Origin of the sequence: Aliterella atlantica CENA595, from assembly GCF_000952155.1 — a bacterium.
GTDB classification, from domain to species: domain Bacteria; phylum Cyanobacteriota; class Cyanobacteriia; order Cyanobacteriales; family Chroococcidiopsidaceae; genus Aliterella; species Aliterella atlantica.
Window position 1 is genome coordinate 59630 of the sequence record NZ_JYON01000012.1, and the last position, 22199, is coordinate 81828.

The 22199-nt window shown below is 43.2% G+C and carries 14 protein-coding genes; 7 read left to right on the forward strand and 7 right to left on the reverse strand.

Features of this window, described 5'->3' with window-relative positions:
- Positions 1-94 precede the first annotated feature (94 nt).
- Complete coding sequence (locus UH38_RS12685) at positions 95-1222, forward strand: TRAP transporter substrate-binding protein (protein WP_045055026.1); 1128 nt, start codon at positions 95-97, stop codon at positions 1220-1222.
- 1364 nt (positions 1223-2586) lie between these two features.
- The gene (locus UH38_RS24840) at positions 2587-5115 is read left to right on the forward strand and encodes an FG-GAP-like repeat-containing protein (protein ID WP_235355233.1); all 2529 of its coding nucleotides are present in this window, start codon (positions 2587-2589) and stop codon (positions 5113-5115) included.
- A 43-nt stretch (positions 5116-5158) separates the two neighbouring features.
- On the opposite strand, the gene mnmE is transcribed toward UH38_RS24840, so the two are convergent.
- Positions 5159-6526, reverse strand: coding sequence for a tRNA uridine-5-carboxymethylaminomethyl(34) synthesis GTPase MnmE (mnmE, locus tag UH38_RS12695; protein ID WP_045055027.1), 1368 nt, complete (start codon positions 6524-6526; stop codon positions 5159-5161).
- A gap of 189 nt (positions 6527-6715) precedes the next feature.
- Here mnmE and UH38_RS12700 point away from each other — a divergent pair, with 189 nt between their 5' ends.
- Positions 6716-6916 carry a hypothetical protein gene (locus UH38_RS12700; RefSeq protein WP_045055028.1) on the forward strand — a complete coding sequence of 67 codons (201 nt, stop codon included), beginning with the start codon at positions 6716-6718 and terminating at the stop codon, positions 6914-6916.
- 48 nt (positions 6917-6964) lie between these two features.
- Here the strand turns inward: UH38_RS12700 and UH38_RS12705 are convergent, their stop codons facing one another.
- On the reverse strand, positions 6965-7636 hold the full coding sequence (locus UH38_RS12705; RefSeq protein WP_045055029.1) for a Uma2 family endonuclease: 672 nt from the start codon (positions 7634-7636) through the stop codon (positions 6965-6967).
- A gap of 136 nt (positions 7637-7772) precedes the next feature.
- Here UH38_RS12705 and ispG point away from each other — a divergent pair, with 136 nt between their 5' ends.
- Positions 7773-8978, forward strand: a complete 1206-nt coding sequence (gene ispG / locus UH38_RS12710; RefSeq protein ID WP_045055030.1) for a (E)-4-hydroxy-3-methylbut-2-enyl-diphosphate synthase — start codon at positions 7773-7775, stop codon at positions 8976-8978.
- Between the two features lie 167 nt (positions 8979-9145).
- Positions 9146-10432 (forward strand): carboxyl-terminal processing protease CtpC, encoded by a 1287-nt coding sequence (ctpC, locus tag UH38_RS12715; protein ID WP_045055031.1) that lies wholly within the window; start codon positions 9146-9148, stop codon positions 10430-10432.
- A 41-nt stretch (positions 10433-10473) separates the two neighbouring features.
- Here the strand turns inward: ctpC and UH38_RS25390 are convergent, their stop codons facing one another.
- From UH38_RS25390 to UH38_RS12725, 3 genes are all read right to left on the reverse strand, one after another.
- Positions 10474-10644: a DDE transposase family protein gene (locus UH38_RS25390; protein WP_072044918.1), complete on the reverse strand. Its 171-nt coding sequence runs from the start codon at positions 10642-10644 to the stop codon at positions 10474-10476.
- A gap of 119 nt (positions 10645-10763) precedes the next feature.
- Positions 10764-12815 carry an elongation factor G gene (locus UH38_RS12720; protein ID WP_045055032.1) on the reverse strand — a complete coding sequence of 684 codons (2052 nt, stop codon included), beginning with the start codon at positions 12813-12815 and terminating at the stop codon, positions 10764-10766.
- 210 nt (positions 12816-13025) lie between these two features.
- A complete protein-coding gene (locus UH38_RS12725) occupies positions 13026-13688 on the reverse strand; it encodes a GDYXXLXY domain-containing protein (RefSeq protein WP_045055033.1) in 663 nt (220 codons plus the stop codon).
- 143 nt (positions 13689-13831) lie between these two features.
- Here UH38_RS12725 and UH38_RS12730 point away from each other — a divergent pair, with 143 nt between their 5' ends.
- Complete coding sequence (locus UH38_RS12730) at positions 13832-14341, forward strand: hypothetical protein (protein WP_045055034.1); 510 nt, start codon at positions 13832-13834, stop codon at positions 14339-14341.
- 3 nt (positions 14342-14344) lie between these two features.
- Here the strand turns inward: UH38_RS12730 and UH38_RS12735 are convergent, their stop codons facing one another.
- Both UH38_RS12735 and UH38_RS12740 read right to left on the reverse strand, forming a co-directional pair.
- Complete coding sequence (locus UH38_RS12735) at positions 14345-16291, reverse strand: APC family permease (RefSeq protein WP_045055035.1); 1947 nt, start codon at positions 16289-16291, stop codon at positions 14345-14347.
- 254 nt (positions 16292-16545) lie between these two features.
- Positions 16546-18705: a polyribonucleotide nucleotidyltransferase gene (locus UH38_RS12740; RefSeq protein WP_045055036.1), complete on the reverse strand. Its 2160-nt coding sequence runs from the start codon at positions 18703-18705 to the stop codon at positions 16546-16548.
- A gap of 307 nt (positions 18706-19012) precedes the next feature.
- On the opposite strand from UH38_RS12740, the gene UH38_RS12745 reads away from it, so the two are divergent.
- On the forward strand, positions 19013-22198 hold the full coding sequence (locus UH38_RS12745) for a DEAD/DEAH box helicase (protein ID WP_045055037.1): 3186 nt from the start codon (positions 19013-19015) through the stop codon (positions 22196-22198).
- Position 22199: the final 1 nt, after the last annotated feature.

Sequence of the window (22199 nt, forward strand, 5' to 3'; positions counted from 1 at the left end):
ATGTAGTGATTTTTAAGTTTTGCATCATTCAATAAATAATTCTCACCTTTCTCGACTCATTCCCTTTGTTACCTATTCATCAGGAGGTTATGGTATGGAGCGCAAAAGCTCAACTCAGCGTCGCAATTTTTTACTCGGTGCAACTGCTTCTGCAGCAGCGGCGATCTCAATCGGCACTCAGACGCATCAAACGGCAAAGGCTCAGTCAGCAGAATCTCGCTGGCGCATGGTGTCTCGCTGGGATAAAACCTTCCCCGATCAACTTGCTGCCGGACAGCGATTAGCCGATCGCATTGCTGCCATGAGCCGAGGGCGATTGGTAATAGAAGTATTGCCTCCAGATACTGTCGTTCCTTTTTCTGAGACACTGAAGGCAGTGAGCAGTGGCACTGTAGAAATGAGCCGCAGTCTGGCATACGATTGGCGAACTCAGTCTCCAGTATTGGAATTTTTCTTTGTCGTTCCCTATGGGTTCACTCAAAATGAAATGAGCGCATGGCTGCACTACTTTGGCGGACAAAAGCTGTGGGATGAGGCATATGCTCTGTTTGGCGTGAAACCCTTTCCAGCAGGTTCATTAGGCGCACAGTCCTTCGGTTGGTTCCGCAATGAAATTAATACGTTGAACGATTTAAAAGGTATGCGATTTCGCACGACAGGCGTAGCCGCAGATGTTATATCTAAATTGGGAGTCCGCCCAGTATCGATGGACTTAGAGGAAATTCGTCAAGCTATGCTATCAGGAAAGCTAGGTGGATTTGAGTTTGTCGGTCCGCTAGTCGATCTACACTATGGTTTGCAAAAAATCGCACCATATTATTATTTCCCATCCTATAACCAACCCTCCGGCTTAGTTGAATTAGTTGTGAATCAGGCAGAGTATGAAGCATTACCAACCGACTTACAGCAGATTGTGGCGATCGCTGCCCAAGCAGAATACGACCAGGGTTTCGCAGAAGCCAATGCTGGGAATGCCAGAGCGCTTCAAACGTTAATCCGCGATTATAATAATGTCCAGGTTCGACAGTTGCCACCAGATGTAATGAAGGCGTTAGGAAATGCTTCTGGTGAGGTAATATCAGAAATGCGATCGCGTGGAGATCGCTTGACGAAGCGAACTATTGATTCATTTCTATCTACTCGTCAAGTCCTGATGCAATGGAGTCAGGTAACTGAGCAAAGCTTTTTAACCGCACGAACGTTACCTTTTACCTACGGTTAACTGACGTGAATGAATTGTATAAGTGTTTGTCTCAAAAGAGCGTAAACCAGATCTAATGAACTAATGGATTAAAGACGCACACCTATAACATTTCGACCAGAACAATTGGATGAATTACTCGAAGGCTACGAGAATCCAGAAGATTTATTAGGTGAAAATAGGATTCTCAGACAACGCTTCAACCGAAAATAATATTAACGAATTCATGCGTGCTTACTTACGATCTAGCGCGTTGCGTTTATAGTATGCTTGTGCATGGCGATGCGTCCTCCCATCGCCCATAGTTGAAGCATTTCGGCAAGTGGTTGAAGAAGTTAATATTGAGTGGTAAGAGTTGTTTTTTGTTAGGGCGGGGTAGGTTGTGGAGGTGGGGGAGTCAATCAAGCTGCGTTGTGACGCATGAAGAGAGTTTAACTTGATTGGCTTAGTTTAAGCTTACCTGCTCTCTTTTCATCTTCCCAATAAGAAAAAGGTTTGTGTCCTAATAATTATGAATTAGTAATTATTTTGTATTTAATTTTATTTAAAATTGGCAGGAGCTAAACTGCTAATTATTGAAATCAGTTAACTGATTTCGACTGCACAAACGCCTTGTAATTTTAAATCACTCGATAAAAACCAAGAGCTAATAGTCATTTTGTGAATGTTATATATTGTACAATTGCGTTTATCTGATATAAAATTATAAATTCAGTATTTTCTCGGTGAATTTTTCTGTAAAAGTTTGTTAATTTGTAGATATTTTAAAACTGCTGCTCTTTTTAATTTAGTAGTACATTGCTCAATCCTAGTGAAGTAGCGGAAACAACCTGGAAAGTTGTTGGTCCGCGCCAATCTTTGTTTCGGTTGCGCTCTTGAGTAGAAATACCAAGGCACAACAACCCTAATGACTGCTTAAAAAATACCGTTGTTTGCATCTTTGTGATAGTAATGTTTTCAAGCTGTGCGGTTGTGTACCTAGTGCTAGAATGCTGGCAGTTTTTGCTTTTTTTATCCCAAATACAGCGATTTAATAATTAATAATAACAGTATTATTTGGACTTTTATTGTTATGGATGTACTGCAACCTTAACAACACTTTTTTAGAGCGATCGGTAGAAACTAGGAGCTAATAGTTATTTTATAAAGTTTAGATAAAGCTACAAGCTAATACAAACCTATTTATTCACAACTAAAATTGTGAATTACGTAGTTATACAATAAAGTTGTATACTCTCTAAAAATTTAGTGCTACTTCATGCATTTGTTGAAAATCATAAGGTCACTCTCAGCAAAATTTAATATTAAAAACAGCAATTTCACTGAAGCGATTTGCTTATTAGTTGGAGTTATATAGTGTAGTAACTATATAGCTGTTTATGAAAGTGGCTGCAAAAATCCGTTCTTCTTTATTATATTTATCTTCTATCTCATACTTATCGTTAGCTATTGTAGGCAACTCTTTACTGATAAAGCCTGCTAATTCGCAACAAGTTCCCTCTAGCCAAAATCAAGCAGCAGCCAAAGCTCCATTAGGTACTTTGGAAAATTTGGCAGCAGGTGAAAACCAAGATTTAATTGTTATTTATAACGACAGCAAAATTCAAAAACAGGCAACTACTTTACGCCAACAAGAAACCCTAGCTCAAGACAGCAAACAAATATCATCTTTTAAAGCAGCACAATTTGCAAATAAAAAACAGCAAGTTTTAGCAACTGTAGGCACAAAAGAACTACAGGTAATTAAAGATTACAGCCATCTGCCAATGTCTTTGATTCGATTCAAATCATCAGCAGCTTTAAACCGTTTCCTCGCCAACTCAGAAGTTGTGAGAGTCCATAAAAATGAAAAAAGACAGTTGTTTTTAGATCGAAGTTTATCTCAAATTGGTCAACCGCCAGTTGCGGCAGCAGGTAGAATAGGTAGCGGCACAACAGTTGCGGTACTTGATACAGGAGTAGACTATACTCGCTCTGCTTTTGGTTCTTGTGCTAGTCCTGGACAAACTGGGTGTAAAGTTGTCTTTGCTCAAGACTTCGGCGGTGACGATGGTAGTTTAGATGATAACGATCACGGAACTAATGTCGCGGGAATTGTAGCTGGGGTAGCGCCTGGAACCCAGATTGCTGCTCTTGATGTTTTTCAAGGTGGCGGTGCTTACGATTCGGATGTTATTGCTGCTATCAACTGGTCAATTCAAAACAAGACGACCTACAACATCGTAGCAATGAATTTGAGTTTGGGTGATAGCGTCAGCAATGCATCGACTTGTTCAGATAGTGCCTATGCTACACCCTTTGCTAATGCTAGAGCGGCTGGAATTGTGCCTGTAGTTGCATCGGGAAACAACGGGTATAGTAATGGAATTTCCGAACCAGCTTGCGCTCCTAGTGCAGTTTCAGTAGGTGCAGTGTATGTCTCTGATGTAGGTTCCGCAGGCTGGTCTAGATGTGAGGACATTATAACTGCTAGCGATCGCGTAACTTGCTTTTCTAACAGCGCTAATTATTTAACTGTGCTTGCTCCTGGTTGGGCAATTACCGCGGCAGGTATTACTATGTCTGGAACATCGCAAGCAACACCACACGTAGCAGGTGCAGTAGCCGTATTGCGATCGCAGTTTCCCTTAGATACTGTAGACCAAACTATTTCTAGAATCACAAGTACAGGTGTGCCAATAACAGATGCCAAAAATGGGATTACTAAGCCGCGTTTGAATCTGCTGGCTGCTACTGGTACGACAATTACTCGCCCTGCTAACGATAACTTTGCTAATAGTAGAGCAATTGGCGGGGCAGCGATCGCTGTCACGGCAACAAATACGAATGCCACTAAAGAAGCTAACGAACCCAATCACGCTGGTTATAGTGGCGGCGGTTCGGTATGGTGGTCGTGGACGGCAACAAGGTCAGGTAGCGTAACAATTACAACTGCAGGCAGCAATTTTGATACTTTACTTGGCGTTTATACAGGTTCCTCAGTCGGCGGATTAACTCAAATTGCTGCTAATGACGATACTATAGGTTTGACAAGTGCAGTAACTTTCAATGCTGTAGTTGGTACTACTTATCGCATTGCTGTAGATGGTTACGGTAATGCCTCTGGAAATATTACACTCAATCTTAATAGCAACGCACCCCGCGCTGATTTTAACAATGATGGTAAAACAGACATCCTCTGGCGGCAAGATAGCGGCTATCTCTCTACATGGTTAATGGATGGGACCAACTTAATTAGCAGTTCTTTACTCAATCCTAGTCGGGTAACAGATACCAACTGGAAGCCAGTCGGTACGGGAGACTTCAACAGCGATGGCAAAACAGACATTCTCTGGCGACACAATTCTGGTTATGTTTCTGTGTGGTTCATGAATGGTGCAAACTTAATTAGCAGTGCTGCACTCAATCCCAGCCGTGTAACAGATACCAACTGGAAGCCAGTTGGTACAGGTGACTTCAACAACGACGGCAAAACAGACATTCTCTGGCGGCACGATTCTGGTTATGTTTCTGTGTGGTTCATGAATGGTGCAAACTTAATTAGCAGTGCTGCACTCAATCCTGGTCGCGTAACAGATATAGCCTGGAAGCCAGTTGGTACGGGCGACTTCAACAACGATGGTACAACTGATATTCTCTGGCGGCACGATTCTGGTTATCTTTCTGTATGGTTTATGAATGGTGCAAACTTAATTAGCGGTTCTTTACTTAATCCCAGTCGTGTAGCAGATACAGCCTGGAAGCCAGTCGGTACAGGTGACTTCAATAACGATGGCAAAACAGACATTCTCTGGCGACGCGATGACGGTTATGTTTCTGTGTGGTTTATGGACGGTAACAGTTTAGTGAGCGGAACCTATCTCAACCCTAGTCGTGTAGCGGATACTACGTGGAAAATTGTTGGTCCGCGCTAGCATTGTTTAGTTGCGCTGTTAGGTAGTGATACTAAGGCGCAACTTATTTGCCAATACAAAAACGGCTAAAGATGCGATCGAGGACTGATTCTGTTACTTCTTCTCCAGTAATTTCTCCTAAAGCTTGGATGCACGATCGCAAATCGATTGTCCAAAAATCTAGAGGTAACGCTTCGGCGATCGCATTTTGCACTTCTTGCAGTGCTATTTTTGCCCGCGTCAAGGCTGCTGCTTGTCTTTGATTAATTGCCATGTCCATATCTGCGTTATGTACGCCAGCTTGCACTGTTTGCACGATCGCATTTTCTAATGCTTCGATACCATAATTTTGCGCTGCTGCTGTTTGCACTACTTGGTTAATAGTTTCTGGTACTTGTGGCGGATTGGCTACTAGGTCAATTTTATTAACTACTAAAATTAAAGGACGTTGTTGGACTTGCGCGTAGATTTCTCGATCTGCATCTATCCAACCTGCTTGAGCGTCAATAGTCAACAAGACTAAATCTGCTTTTTGAGCGCTTGATAAACTGCGTTCTACGCCTATTTTTTCTACTGTATCTGCTGTTGCTCTAATTCCTGCTGTATCCAATACTTGAACTGGAATTCCCCTAACTACTAGCTGCGACTCTACTACATCGCGGGTAGTTCCAGGCAAATCGGTGACGATCGCACGATCGCTTTTACTCCAAGCATTCAATAAGCTAGATTTGCCTACATTTGGTCGTCCTACTATGGCTACTTTCAAGCCGCTACGCAATAACTCGCCTCGGTCAGCAGTCGCTACAATTTTGCTTACTTGTGCTAGTAATTGGTCAATTTGGGCTGTAATATCCTCAATATCTAGAGGCGGTAAGTCTTCTTCAAAATCTATCCGAGCTTCAATTTCTGCCAAAATATTTAAACAAGTTGTCCGCAATTGACTAATCGGCGATCGCAATTTTCCCTGCAATCCAGTTAAAGCCGCCTGCGCCGCTTGGGGAGATTTTGCACCTACTAAGTCATTGATGCTTTCTGCTTGGGTGAGATCCAGTCTGCCATTTAAAAATGCTCTTAGGGTAAATTCTCCTGGCTGCGCTAGCCTTGCGCCTTGTTCTAGACATAGCTGCAATACTTGCTGTACTGCCATAATTCCCCCGTGACAGTGCAACTCTACTACATCCTCACGAGTATAAGAACGGGGAGAGAGCATAATCAGCAGTAGCGCTTCATCAATTATTTGCTGCGTCTGCGGGTGGCGGATATAACCGTAGAGAATGCGGTGCGATTCCCAAACTTGCTTACCACCAGTAGCAAAAATGCTGCGGGCGATCGCTAGCGCCTGCGTACCCGATAGGCGCACAATGCCTACACTACCTTGTTGGGGGACAATGGCAGTGGCGATCGCGGCTATAGTTTCACCTGAAGCAAACATCTAAGTATATCTTGCCATTTTTAATCTGATAGCTAGCTTTTATTATCCTAGCTATAAGTTGCTCAATCGCTTTTTGCTGAATATTGCTACCACCTTGAGACTAATGCGATCGCCTATAGCAAAGTTATATAATTTGAACTATAACAACTTGCCCTTAAAAACTGACATTTCAGTATCTACATCGAGTATATGCAAGAACAAACTATTGATTGCAAAACAGCCTGCGTTAATGGGTGCGTTTTAGGCGATAAATGTCCAAATTTGGAATATAAGCAAGAGTCAGCTAAGTTTATTGAAGAAACTTCTTTAGATCGGATGCTTGAAATCGCTGAAGAACGGCTGCGAAAAAAAATGAGCGAACCGCCTAAGTGGGTACTGCCGGAAGATTAAAAAATGCGATCGCCAAGGTACAATTTGAGCGATCGCACAATGGGATGATTACGATAAATTGTCAGGATCTACACCTAATTCGCGCAACTTGGCGGCTAAAATTTCAGCCTTTTGCGTTTGTTCTTGGGCGACTTCTTCAGGAGTAGGTACTAACAACCCTTCTGCCGTAAAAAATCGTAGCTTTTGCTGATGAATGCCTAAATACAGTTTTAGCTGCTGACTCCACAGCCAACCTTGGGGATTGGGTTGTATGGGTTGATATTGACCGCCAACTAGACGAAAACCTGCAAATTCGAGCGAATCAGGGTCGAACCAAAAGTAATCAGGCGTGCGAAAAGTATCTTGATAGATTTGTTTTTTTAAGCTGCGATCGGTGGCTGCGGTACTCTTAGAGAGTAGTTCGACAATGATATTGGGGTATTTGCCATCTTCTTGCCAAACTACCCAACTTTTACGAGTTTTGCGTTCAGTGCCTAAGACTACAAAAAAATCAGGACCGCGAAAATCCTCTGATTTTAACTGACGCGGACTGTAATAAATGGTTAAGTTGCCCGTAGCAAAATAATCATCGCGCGATCGCCACCACCAGTCAAGGCACTGTAAAAGTAAGATTATCTGCCGCAAATGCAAATCTGTTTCCACAGGCGGTTCGTCGCTATATAAGTCTCCTGGAGGAAAGATAATATCATCTGTAGGCACTAAATCTTTAGCAAGCGACATAACAAGTATTAATAGTAATTGCTACAAGTTTAACAAGTGCGATCGCGTTGGTTCGCTAAATTTAACCTAACTGTGTCAATCTGGAAACAGATAATAAACCTAACATCTTCGTTACGTATAACACAGCCAACAGGTTATGCAGACATTGCCAAACCCCACAACCAACCGCCCATTAACAGACACTACTATTCATCGCCGCAAAACTCGCCCAGTTAAAGTAGGTAATATTACTATCGGTGGCGGCTATCCGGTGGTAGTGCAATCAATGATCAACGAAGATACCTTAGATATAGATGGTTCAGTTGCCGCTATTCGCCGCTTGCACGAAATCGGTTGCGAAATTGTCCGCGTTACCGTACCGAGTATGGCGCACGCCAAAGCTTTAGCAGAAATAAAACAGAAATTGGTTGCAACTTATCAACCCGTACCCCTAGTTGCTGACGTACATCACAATGGCATGAAAATTGCCCTAGAAGTTGCCAAGCACGTTGATAAAGTGCGGATCAATCCTGGATTATATGTATTTGAAAAAGCTAAAAATACTGAATATAGCCAAGCTGAATTTGACGAAATCGGCGACAAAATCCGCGAAACTCTAGAACCATTAGTAGTATCTTTGCGCGATCAAGGTAAAGCGATGAGAATTGGTGTCAATCACGGTTCTTTAGCTGAACGAATGTTATTTACCTACGGCGATACTCCTAAAGGCATGGTAGAGTCAGCCTTAGAATTTATCCGCATCTGCGAATCTCTGGATTTTCGCAACATAGTAATTTCCCTCAAAGCCTCCCGCGTACCTGTAATGGTTGCTGCTTACCGTCTGATGGTGCAGCGGATGGATGAACTAAAAATGGACTACCCTTTGCATCTAGGCGTTACTGAAGCAGGCGATGGCGAATACGGACGCATCAAATCAACTGCGGGGATAGCGCCCTTACTGGCTGATGGAATTGGCGATACAATCCGCGTATCGATTACTGAATCGCCAGAAAAAGAAATACCTGTGTGCTACAGCATTCTGCAAGCATTGGGTTTACGCAAAACGATGGTAGAGTACGTTGCTTGTCCTTCTTGCGGTCGTACCTTATTTAATCTTGAGGAAGTATTGCACAAAGTCCGAGACGCAACCAAACATTTAACTGGTTTAGATATTGCCGTTATGGGTTGTATCGTTAATGGTCCTGGAGAAATGGCAGATGCAGATTATGGTTATGTAGGCAAGCAGCCAGGGTTTATTTCTTTGTATCGTGGTAGGGAAGAAATCAAAAAAGTGCCTGAATCTGAAGGCGTGACTGAGTTGATTAACTTGATCAAAGCAGACGATCGCTGGATCGATCCATAGCAGAAAGGTAGAAGCTGTGCTTCTACCTTGCTCACAGATACTTTGACTTTGGGCTTTTGTTAGGGACACTATTGCAATTGTCGCGATAAAACAGCCCTAAACAAAACCGTGTGTTACATTGGGCTTACTAAAGACTTTGCATATTTATCTCCGGCTCTAGCAGTTATATGGCGATTACAAAACAAGGGATTGTTTTAGGTGCTACTGCGGCGATGCTAACGGCGGTTGCCGTTGCTGCTGCGGGTATCCATTCACCAAGTAAGGCTTTTTTTCAAGAAAGCCCCAAAGAATTAGTAGATGAAGTTTGGCAAGTTATCGATCGCAGTTATGTAGACGGTACGTTTAATCAAATAGATTGGCGCAATGTACGTCAAGAATATTTAAGTAAAAATTATACGAATAGAGAGGATGCCTATAAAGCCATCCGCAAAATGCTAGAGAAGCTGGAAGACCCTTATACCCGCTTTATGGACCCGGCAGAGTTCAAAAGTTTGCAAGTAGAAACGTCAGGGGAACTCACAGGGATTGGGATTCAAATTGCGCCTGATGAAAAAACCAAAAGAATTACTGTAATTTCCCCGATGGAAGGTACACCTGCTGCGGCTGCAGGTATTCTTGCCAAAGATATCGTTGACAAAGTTGACGGTAAAAGCACTAAAGGCATGGATATAAATGATGTAGTATCCCTAATTCGCGGCAAACCTGGAACTGAAGTTACAATCACTGTCTTGCGTAACAATCAGCAAAGGGAGTTTCGCGTCAAACGAGCCAGAATTGAAGTTCACCCTGTCCGCTACAGCTATCAAAAAACTCCTACTGGTGGTATAGGTTATATTCGCCTAGTCCAATTTAGCGCTAATGCTGGGGCGGAAATGCGGAACGCTATCAAAGACTTGGAAAGCAAAAAGGTGAACGGATATATATTAGATTTGCGTTCTAATCCAGGTGGTTTGCTATTTTCCAGTGTAGAAATTGCCCAAATGTGGTTGAACGAAGGCACAATTGTTTCTACGGTAGACAGGCAAGGACAAAGAGATTTAGAAAGAGCTAACAGTCGCGCTTTAACTAATAAGCCTTTAGTTGTATTGGTAGATGGCGGTTCGGCAAGTGCTAGCGAAATCTTGTCGGGGGCTTTGCAAGATAACAAACGTGCTACTTTGGTAGGTACTAAGACTTTTGGTAAAGGTTTAGTCCAATCGGTGCGACCTTTAGGCGATGGTTCGGGAATGGCTGTAACGATCGCTAAATACTTTACTCCCAAAGGTCGCGATATTAATCACGCCGGAATTGCCCCAGATATAGTGTTGGAACTAACAGAAAAACAAAAACAACAGTTAGTTGGCGATCGTACTAAAGTCGGTACGCCAGGCGATCCGCAATACGATAAAGCTCTGTCAGTATTAAATCAAAAAATTGCTGCAAGTCGCGGTCCTAGAGCCGAGTCTGTACGTTAACAGTGACCAGTGACCAGTGACCAGTGACCAGTTGAATGTGTTTATACTGGTTGGCATTTGCCAGCGCGAATTAAGCCGACACGACGCGCGATCGCTTCTTCTTTGGATGCAAATGGTCCCCAGTGTTCTGCTGTTTGTCCTTGATTATCGGAAACTATTTCGCAGTTTCCGGCTGGACTCTTGACAATGTACCAATTCTGTGTTGTATTCATACCTTGGCGAATGCAATTGAGGGCTATACACGCAAAGTCCGCCTGCGCGGACTAAGAGCATTGTCAAATTTTGCGTAGGGTGCGTTTTCAAAACGCACCCTACTGTTTGCAGGTTTATTTTAGCCGCCATTACTGTTGGTTGCTAGGACTTTTTCGGCAATTTTGTTGGGGACTTCCTGGAGATGGTCGTAATGCCACTCAAAGCATCCTACACCTAAAGTAAGCGATCGCAGTTCGACAATGAAGTTTTGCATCTCGGCTTGGGGTAAGTATGCAGTTACTTTGTCCCAGCTTTGCCAATCGCCTCTTGGTTCGTAGCCTAAAATTTGCCCCCGCCGTCCGCTGACAAGTTGCAACACTTTGGCGGTAAATTCATTGGGCGTACTTACTTCAATTTGGGCGATCGGTTCTAATAGTGTAGGTTCGCATTTAGTCATCCCTGTTTGCATAGCAATTCGGGCGGCTTGTTTGAATGCTTGTTCCGAACTATCGACGCTATGGTAAGAACCGTTAGTTAAGGTGACAGCTACATCGACAACAGGGAAACCCAAAGCGCCGCGTACGAGATATTCGCGCACGCCCATTTCTACGCCAGGGATGTATTGCTTCGGTACTACACCGCCGACAATTGTATCTCTAAAGTTAAAGCCTTCGCCCCTTGGTAAAGGCTGAATCTCTAAATATACATCGCCAAATTGTCCGTGACCGCCACTTTGATGCTTGTAGCGCCCGTGAATTGAGGATGCAGGTCTGCGGATAGTTTCTTTGTAAGGTACTTGCGGTAGGTGCGTTGACATGGGCAGGTTGTATTTGCGCCGCAGTCTATCTAAAGCAACTTGCAAGTGAATTTCACCTTGACCCCATAAAATAACTTCGTGGGTGTCGCCATGTTGTTCCCAAGCTAGAGAGGGATCTTCTTCTAATAGTTTGGTAATAGCGCCACTTAGCTTAACTTCATCGTTGCGCTTTTCCGGAGCGATCGCCAGCGCATATACAGGGGTCATTTTAGCGGCACAAGCTAGCTGTTGCTTATTACCATTAGTTGTTAGCGTATCGCCTGTCTTGATTCCTTCTAGGCGGCTGAGGGCGACAATTTCCCCTGCACCAGCTTCATTTACAGATTGCTGTTGCTGTCCGATTAATCGATACAATCCGCCTGCGCGAACGCCATTTAAAACAATGCCATCAGTTAACTTACCTTGCCACACCCTGACTAAAGATAGTTTGCCGCCTTGGGGAGTAAAGTAAGTTTTTAATACTTGCGCTAAAGGCACGTCAGCATCTTTAGTAATGCCGCGACGTTGGGCTGTAGTTTCGGGTGTAGGTGCTTCTCTTACTAGCGCATCTAACAACGGACGTACACCATAATCTTGTTCGGCGATGCCAAAGAGAACGGGAACTACTAAATCTGCACCTAAATCCAGTTTTAAATCTTGGAGAATTTCATCTTGGGGTGGTTCGATTTCTTCTAGTAATTCCTCTAATAAATGGTCGTCAAAATTTGCTAGTTCTTCTAGCATTTCTGTGCGCGCTGCGTGTTCCTGTTCTTTTAACTGGTGGGGAAATGGAATCGGATCGGCGGGCGCACCTGCATGATATTGATAGGCTTGTTCTGTTACTAAGTCAATAAAGCCGCTGATTTGTTCGCCTTGACTGATGGGGTATTGATGAGGTACTAAGGGACGGCTGGAGACTGATTTGAGGGCGTGCAGCACATCCATAAAATTAGTGCTTGCCCGATCCATTTTGTTGATAAATACTAGGTGAGGGATTTCCCAGTCATCGAGGAATTTAAATAAAGGTGCAAGGGTAAGAACTTTCTGGTGCAATCCGTTAGCATCATTGTTGCTAGGTTCGCAGACTACTACTGCTATGTCTACACCCATTAAGGCATTGTAAGTTTCTTGGGCAAATTCGACAGAACCAGGACAGTCTAAAAAAGTAAAGCCAATACCGCTATATTGGGTACTGGCTGAAGTTACTTCTACCGTCATGTGGCGATCGCGTGCTTCTTGCGAACTGTCTCCGACGGTGTTGCCATCTTTGACGTTGCCTTTACGCGTTATTGCCCCCGTAACTGACAACAAACTTTCAAGTAATGTGGTTTTACCGCTCAAGTAGGGACCGACAATGGCAACATTGCAGGTTCCTAACCTCACTTTTTCGTTCATAAAACCTCCTTAGTACCTTGCTTTTACTGGAGCGATTGTGTAGAGTAAGCAAGGCATTTTTCATCGCTCCTTTTGGAGAAATTATCGCGCGTTTAATTAACCAATTACCTATCTTTAACCTTTGAGATAAAAATCGTAGCGTGTTGTAAGATTTATCTAAATAAAGGTCAACACTAACTAACTTTTATAGATTTATTTAGACTTTTGTATCTAGAAGCGGTACTCGCGATCGCTTACCCAAAAGCTTACAGGTACGGCATTGCCTTGATTATCCACTTTTGCCTCAACTACCAGGCGTTGTTGCCTACCTGTTTGCGCTTGCCTGATATCTCGATTGATTTCTTGTTGTCTTGATTCGGGAAAGTAGTAAGTTTCTAAGCCATACTTAATCGAAAAACCTGTAGATTTACCTTTAATAGCTATTTGATCTGCTGCTAATGATGTTGGGCGGCTTCTACTTACTTTTACAGGCTGCCAAGCTTGAGGCGGTTGGGTACTTGAGTTCTTTGGTGGTGATAGAGTTACATATAACTCCGTTCCTGGCTGCAAATAATCTGAACTTATACTTTTTGGGGTAACTACTTCTTGCCAACCTGGAAGTTTTTGCAAAGTTCTAAGCTGAGAAATATCGTAGTCTAGCGTTTGCGAGTAACCCCGCAATGGATCGTAAGGATCTACAGGGATAGTCTGCAAAACAACAGTTTCGCCTGTAACGTAAGTATATGCAGAGCGGGCAGGTATAGCTAAGATGATGCCTGTTTGCACTAATAGAGGAATTAACAGCCGCCATATAGGTAGACGGTAGGGCAAAGGCGATCGCACCTCTAATTCTACAGGTGTAGGCGATTGTGGTTCAAAGAAGTTGTTAGTCATAATAGAATTGCGCTATTCTCACCCGCATTACTGCAATTACCATCTGCGTTCATCTGCGTTTAATAAACTTCAGACAGGCGATTCTATTGTATCCTTGCTGCTAGTCAGCTAACTTGATAGGTAAATCTTCACCTATTGTGATGATGTATCTAAATATCGTTGGCGAAGACTTGCTGTTTCTACTAACAGCAACATTATTTCTGGCAATTGTTGGCTGGGCGTGGCGAAAAGCAAAACCCTACCAACTACCAGAACTATTACCTAGCTGGTTTAAGATTTGGTTTTTATCAGTGCAGATTGGCGGCGGATTAATTCCGTTTATAGTCCTGTTGTGGGTAGTTTGGCAAGGCAAAGATCGTGCGATCGTTGTCCTTGCTTCGTATTTTGTTATGCTAGCACTGCAAATTCTCTCGGAAATTGCTACACTGCGCTGGTTTCATTCTGTAGTTTGGGTAATGGTTCCTTATTTGTATTTGCCTTACCGTATTTGGCAGCTATATGAAGGAATATTTATTCTCGCTCCTGACACTAACTTAGTTTGGGTACAGAATTTATTGCTCGTTGAAATTGTGTTGTGGACTTTGAACTATGCTTTAGACTTGTCACAGTTGCCAAGACTTTTGCGTTGGGAAGTCGCAGCAGACGAAATTTAAGCGTCAACCGCCAACATGGACAGCGGGACGTTGTTCGGGATTAGGTTCGGCTTTACGCAGCACTTCGCGAGTAACAACAGCAATGTCTCCTTCTCCAAATAGAATGAAACGTAACAAATACTGAATTGGATTGCCTTCTGCCCAACCAAAGTAGGCATGGGGGAGCTTTCCCTTTTGGTCGCGGATGTACAAAAGGATAGCAGCAATGGCGTTGGGTACAGCAGCACTTTGAGTCCGCAAAATGCGGTAGTCACCAACCTGTACACCTCTGATGCGAATAATATTAGCGAACTCTGAGGCATCAGATATTTGGATTTCTAGGAACAATATTGAATCCATTGGCGGAATGTGATTGTCCTCACGGACTTCCTTCTCTTTTAAGAAATACTCGTTGACATCTCCTTCATTCAAGCGATTGGCAATGATGCGGATAATGCCTTGGCTCTCTTGGGCAAGGAAGCGTTGGGCTGTCTCATCTATTTCTATTTGCTCTACTCGTAGTTCAGTAGAGCGCCACACTCTAGAAAAGAGAGAAGTTGCAATAATTGCACCAATAAATAAAGCAGCGATCCTAATTCCTTCAGGTCTTTCAATAATATTGGTGACAGTAGTGTACAAAAATACTAACGTGATGATACCAAATGATATCGTTCCTCGCTGCGATCGCCGACGGTAAGCTAACAAGGTAACAGCAAAGGCGGCTGAACTCATCAACACCAAAACACCTGTGGCGTAAGCTCCGCCTTGAGCCTCTACATTTGCCCGAAACAAAATTGTGACGATAAAAGCGATCGCTATATAAACTAATACTAAAGGTCTTGTTGCCCGCGCCCAGCCAGGAGCCATACCGTAACGCGGTAGATAGCGAGGCACAACATTCAGCAATCCTGCCATTGCCGATGCTCCGGCAAACCATAAGATAGCGATCGTGCTAATGTCGTAAAGAGTTCCGAAACCATTGCCTAGATATTGGTGCGCTAAGTAAGCTAGAGCGCGTCCGCTAGCTTTGCCCCCAGTTTGAAATTCTGGAGCAGGAATTAGCAAGATTGTGACAAAACTACTCGCCAGCAAGAAGAAGCTCATAATTACCGCTGCTGCCGTTAGAAGTTTGCGCGTGTTCCGAATCCGTCCTTTGGGCTGCTCCTCTGTGTCACTGCTACTACCCTTAACCAAGGGCATGACGACTACACCTGTCTCAAAACCTGATAATCCTAAAGCTAGCTTGGGAAACAACAGCGCCGCTACACCAATCGTAGTTAAAGGATTTGGATAGCTGGTAAATAGTGCCGTTTGCCAGTTAACAATCGTTGCTGGATGGTACAAAATGTAATAGGCACAAACCCCAATAGTTATCAGATTCAACAGCAAGTAGGCGCTGACTAGAAAAACAGCAATGCCAATTGCCTCTTTAAAACCTTTAAGGAAAACTGCACCTAGTAACGCTACTAATATCAGCGTAATACTAACTTGTTGACCGGAAAGAAAGCTGGAAACTAAAGGATTTTCAACGATATGAGCCGTAGCGTCAGCAGCCGAAAGAGTAATAGTAATAATAAAATCAGTGGCAACAAAGCCCAGCAAGCAAAGTACAAATATCTTGCCCTGCCACCAAGGAAGGAGATGTTCGAGCATAGCAATCGACCCTTCACCATGAGGACTTTTGCCCGCAACACGCTGATATATTGGTAACGCTCCAAATAGTGTGAGCAGAACTAAAATCAGTGTAGCTATAGGCGAAAGAGCGCCTGCTGCTAATGCGGCAATTCCAGGTTGATAACCAAGAGTAGAAAAATAATCTACACCAGTTAGACACATGACTTGCCACCAAGGATGTTTGCGATGTGGTTCCTCCTTAGAGTAAGGTCCCTCCTTTTGCTGTTGGTCTTCTTGTAATAACCAGTGGATAAATTTTCTACGATACTGCCCAGTTGGGCTAACTGGTCGAACCATTAAAGCTGCTCCTCTGATATGGCTGCTATTAATTTATCTATTAGTTTTTTGCCCAATAATAATCAACTAGACTAAGGTGTAAGTCTCACCTGGGCAGAACCGAGAATCAGCAAAAATCAACTCTTTAACTGTTTATCCGGCTTTTATTACTGGCAAGAGCAATAAACGAAAAAATAAGCGCGATCGCGCTTATTTCCCATAGTATGAAGAAGGAAAAAGGAGCATATAACCTTTTTCCCTCTGCTAAAGCCGCTTTATCGATTTACCGCTGCGGCTTCGCGGGCTGCTGCGGCTTGGTCGGGGTGAATGCCTAAGCGAGTAAGGTTAATTCGTCCTTTATTATCAACCTCTCGTACTTTGACAATTACTTCATCGCCAACTGTTACCTCATCTTCCACTTTGCCCACGCGGTAGTCGGCTAATTGGGAAATGTGTACCATCCCTTCCTTACCAGGTAGAAACTCCACAAATGCCCCAATGGGAATAATTCGAGTGACGCGCCCTGCATAAACATCGCCTTCGCTAAGTTTGCGCGTCATACCTTGAACTATGTTGCGGGCTTTTTTCGCCTTACTTTCATCTATAGCCGAAATTGTTACCGTTCCATCGTCTTCGATATCAATTTTTGCCCCAGTTTCCTCGGTGATACCTTTGATTGTCTTCCCACCAGGTCCAATAATTAAGCCAATTAATTCAGGATCGATCTTAATTGTCAACAAACGCGGTGCAAAAGGTGACGTTTCGACGCGTGGCTTGTCGATGACTTCTAGCATTTTCTCTAGAATATGCAATCTAGCTGGACGTGCTTGATCTATTGCTTTGGCAATTGTCTCTAGCGGCAAACCAGAAATTTTCATATCCATTTGCAAGGCGGTAATTCCTGCATCTGTGCCAGCAACTTTAAAGTCCATGTCGCCTAAAAAGTCTTCAATGCCTTGGATGTCAGTAAGAACGCGCACTTCTTCACCTTCTTTAATTAAGCCCATTGCTGCACCGCTGACAGGTTTCGCAATTGGTACGCCTGCATCCATTAGTGCCAAAGTGGAACCGCATACCGAACCCATTGAGGTTGAACCGTTGGAAGAAAGAACTTCTGATACTACGCGAATTACGTAGGGGAAGTCTTCTTTAGGTGGCAAAACGGGGATGATAGCTCTTTCAGCTAAAGCACCGTGACCGATTTCTCTTCGCCCTGGTGCGCGTAAGGGTTTGGTTTCGCCGACAGAAAAAGGCGGAAAATTGTAATGATGCAAGTAGCGTTTCTTTTGCAAGTCTGGCTGCAAGTCATCGAGCAGAGTTTGGGCATCTCCAGGCGTACCGAGAGTACAAGCTGATAATACTTGCGTTAGTCCTCGGTTGAATAAGCCGCTACCATGTACGCGTTTGGGTAATAAGTCAATACGACAAGACACTGGGCGGACTTCATCTAGTTTGCGCCCATCGACGCGTACGCCATCTTCGATAATTTGCCGCCGCATTAGCTTTTTAGTTAGGGCTTTGAAATTGTTGCCCAGAGCCTTGCTATTCGTTTCTGTGGCTGCGCGAATTGCGTCATCTTCTGGAAGTTCGGAGATCGCTGCTACTATTGATTCTTTGACTGTATCTAGTGCGGCATCGCGGACGTTTTTATCTTTGTCAAATCGTGCCAAAATTTGCTTGACTTCGCTAGTGGCGCGATCGCTGATATAGTCGATCAACGTCCGATCTTCTTCTGGTGGCGTTTCTTGCACCATTTCAATTCCCATTTCCGCAATTAAGTCGCGTTGGGCTTGAATTAAGTCGCGTACTGCTTCATAACCAAAATCAATCGCCTCGACAATATCGTGTTCTGGCAACTGATTTGCTCCCGCTTCGACCATAATTACGCCATCGGGAGAGCCTGCTACTACTAAATCTAATTCGCCAGCTTCTATTTCGGCGTAAGTGGGGTTAATAATAAAATCATCTCCCACTAATCCTACTCGTACTGCTGCCATCGGTCCGTTAAACGGAATTTGTGCTAACAGTGTCGCCAATGAAGCGCCTGTTACCGCTAATATATCTGGCGGTACTAATTCGTCCATCGACAAAGTTGTGGCAACAATTTGCAGGTCATCCCGCAACCAACCAGGAAACAAAGGGCGCAGAGGGCGGTCAATTAATCTACTTGTCAAAATTGATTTTTCTGGCGGACGACCTTCACGGCGCAAAAAGCCGCCAGGAATTCGACCTACAGCATACAGTCTTTCTTCGTAGTCTACAGTTAGGGGTAAAAAATCAATGCCTTCTCTGGCAGCGGAGCGCGTAGCAGTAACTAATACTGCTGTATCTCCAGATTGCATTAAAACTGACCCACCAGCTTGAGGAGCTAGCAGACCAACTTTCAGTCGAATATCCCGTCCATCAAAGGATATTGACTTATCAATCTCTATCATTCAGTTGTTCTTCCTTCTTTTTTCACTATTCCTTCTCTGTCGCAATCGTAGCACTGATGGGAGGCAGGGGGAGTAAGGGGGACCACAGGGGGATCTAGAATTCGATGAGTAAAGTTTTTTATGGTTATAAATAGGAAACTGTAATATGTAAAAATATTTGAATTATTGCTCTACTAAATATTTCTTATTTAGTCAATATCAAACAATTAGCCGATTAGCACTGAGCTTTCATTGTATAGATGATTACTTCAAAATAGCAATAATTAATTTTCTAACAAAGTTTGTATAAGTCTGAAGTTTTGAGAAGATGGCAATTTTACACGGTAGTTGGGTACAGCAACAGCAAAATAGTTGTTTATTTATTTGGGGAGAAACTTGGCGATCGCAAGCAGGAATATCGGCTAATTTATTAGAGGTGTCTGCTCATCCTTTGGCGATGACACCTGATGAGTTAAGAATGTGGTTGTCTAGCCAAAATCCAGCAATTGCTAACTTATTATCAGTATCGTCTCGCGCAATAGCAACTACTGCACGCACGCGTAAAGGTGGCTCATCCACAACGCCAGCCAATAAGGTGACATACAAAGCATCTTCTGCTCAAGTAATCGCTTTACCAACATCCATTGATGAGACATTGATGTATCCAGTGCATTCTGTCTCTTTAGATTTGGAAACTAATAAAGCGATCGTACTCCAATCTTGGCGAGTTGAAGGATTTGCTTTTAGCCAATCAGAGGCAATGAAGTTGCTGATATCTTTGCCTCTTGGCGGAGAAGAAAATTCCTATTTAGGCGGAGATTTGCGTCTTTGGTCGCAAATTGCCCGTTGGAGTCTGGATTTAATGAGCCGTTCTAAGTTTTTGCCTACTTTGGAGCGACAATTAGATAATAGCTTAGTAACTAAGTGGCGATCGCTTTTAGATAGTGCTGTAGACTCTACCCGCTTAGAAAAGTTCGCTCAAGCAATGCCTTTGGCTTGTCGCACCTATCAGCAAGATGCAAATAGCACTTCTTTGGCGGTAGATATACCCGTACAACCTCAGCAACTAATCCAAGATTTTTTAAATACCACAATAGATGCTCAAGTACGCGCTGCTATTGGTAATGAATCTGTGCCAATCCTACCGCCTTTATTAAAAGAGTGGTTGCAAAGTTTGGCACGTAGCGATAATCAAATTAAAGCAGAACCAGCCCAGTTAGAACGGTTGGAATCAGCCTTAAATGCTTGGGTTGCGCCGTTGCAATATCAACTGACAGCGGCGCAAAATCGGTTCCGTACTTGTTTTCAGCTTATCCCGCCTGATGATAACAACGAATGGAAGTTGGCGTACTTTTTGCAGGCTGCGGATGATGCAGAATTTTTAGTCGATGCAGCAACTATTTGGCAACATCCTGTAGAAAGCTTTGTTTATAAAAACCGCTCCATCGAACAGCCGCAAGAAATCTTTTTGCGGGGTTTGGGTTTAGCTTCCAGGTTGTACAGTGCGATCGCTCCTAGCTTAGAAGAATCTTATCCCAGTTCTTGCACTCTTACCCCCGTTCAGGCATACGAATTTATTAAATCTGTTGCTTGGCGCTTTGAAGATAATGGCTTGGGAGTAGTTCTACCACCAAGTTTGAGTGGTACGGGATGGGCAAATCGTTTAGGCTTAAAACTCAGCGCCACTACGCCAGGACAGCGAAAGCAAGAACGTTTGGGATTGCACAGTTTACTGACTCTAGAGTGGCAATTAGCTATTGGCGGACAAACTATATCTAAAGCTCAGTTTGAACGTCTTGTAGCCCTCAAAAGCCCGCTTGTAGAGATTAATGGCGAATGGGTAGAACTGCGCCCTCAAGATATCAAAACTGCTCAAACATTTTTTGCCTCTCGTAAAGATAACTTGACATTTTCTTTAGAAGATGCGTTGCGCCTTAGTAGTGGAGATACGCAGACAATTGAAAAATTGCCAGTAGTCAGTTTTGAAGCGTCAGGAGTGCTTCAGGAATTGATGAACGCCTTGACAGATAATAATGCGATCGCAACTCTACCTACACCTAACAGTTTCCAAGGAGAATTGCGTCCTTACCAACAAAGGGGTTTTAGTTGGCTAGCATTTTTAGAACGTTGGGGTTTAGGTGCTTGTTTAGCTGACGATATGGGTTTGGGTAAGACAATTCAACTTATTAGTTTTTTACTACACCTAAAAGAGCAAGAAGCGCTAACACAACCGACATTAATTATTTGTCCAACTTCAGTATTAGGTAATTGGGAGCGAGAAATCAGAAAGTTTGCTCCTAGTTTGAGAGTATTGTTGCATCACGGTGATAAAAGGCTTAAAAGCAGTGCATTTGTAAAAGCAGCGGAAGATAGAGATTTAGTCATTACAAGCTATGCTTTGGTGCAGCGAGATATTAAGTCATTAGAAGGAGTTGCTTGGCAAGTCATAGCGTTAGATGAAGCGCAAAATATTAAAAATTCAGACGCAAAACAATCGCAAGCTGTAAGGCAATTACAAGCTACATTTAAGGTTGCTTTAACTGGTACGCCTGTAGAGAACAGATTAGCTGAATTGTGGTCTATTTTAGATTTTCTCAATCCAGGTTATTTAGGAGCAAAACAATTTTTTCAGCGCCGATTTGCTATGCCAATTGAAAAGTATGGTGATGCAGCTTCTTTAAATACATTGCGATCGCTCGTACAGCCATTTATTTTACGTAGGTTGAAAAGCGATCGCACAATTATTCAAGACTTGCCAGAAAAGCAAGAAATGAATGTATTTTGCAGCTTATCTGTAGAGCAAGCAGCTTTATATCAAAGATTAGTTGAACAATCATTAGCAGAAATTGAATCTGCTGAAGGCGTACAGCGTCGAGGCATGATTTTAGCATTGCTTGTCAAACTAAAACAAATCTGCAACCATCCAGCGCAATTTGAAAAAGAGACGACACTTGATGGACAGCAATCGGGTAAATTGCAGCGTTTGCAAGAAATGTTAGAAGAAGTAATTGCAGAAGGCGATCGCGCTTTGATTTTTACTCAATTTGCTGAATGGGGAAAGTTACTAAAACCTTACCTAGAGCAACAATTTAAAAAAGAAGTGTTCTTCTTATACGGCAGCACTTCTAAGCAGCAAAGAGAAGAAATGGTAGAACGTTTTCAGCACGATCCGCAAGGTCCGCAAATTATGATTCTCTCGCTAAAAGCTGGCGGTACGGGATTGAACTTGACACGGGCAAATCACGTTTTTCACTTTGATAGATGGTGGAATCCAGCCGTAGAAAATCAAGCAACAGATCGTGTATTTCGCATCGGACAAAAGCGCAACGTATTAGTACATAAATTTGTTTGTACTGGCACGTTAGAGGAAAAAATTAATGCCATGATTGAAAGCAAAAAAGAATTAGCCGAGCAAGTAGTAGGTGCAGGCGAACAATGGCTTACAGAACTCGATACAGATAGTCTGCGTAACTTATTAGTTCTCGAACGCGATGCTGTAATTGAGGAAGAATAAA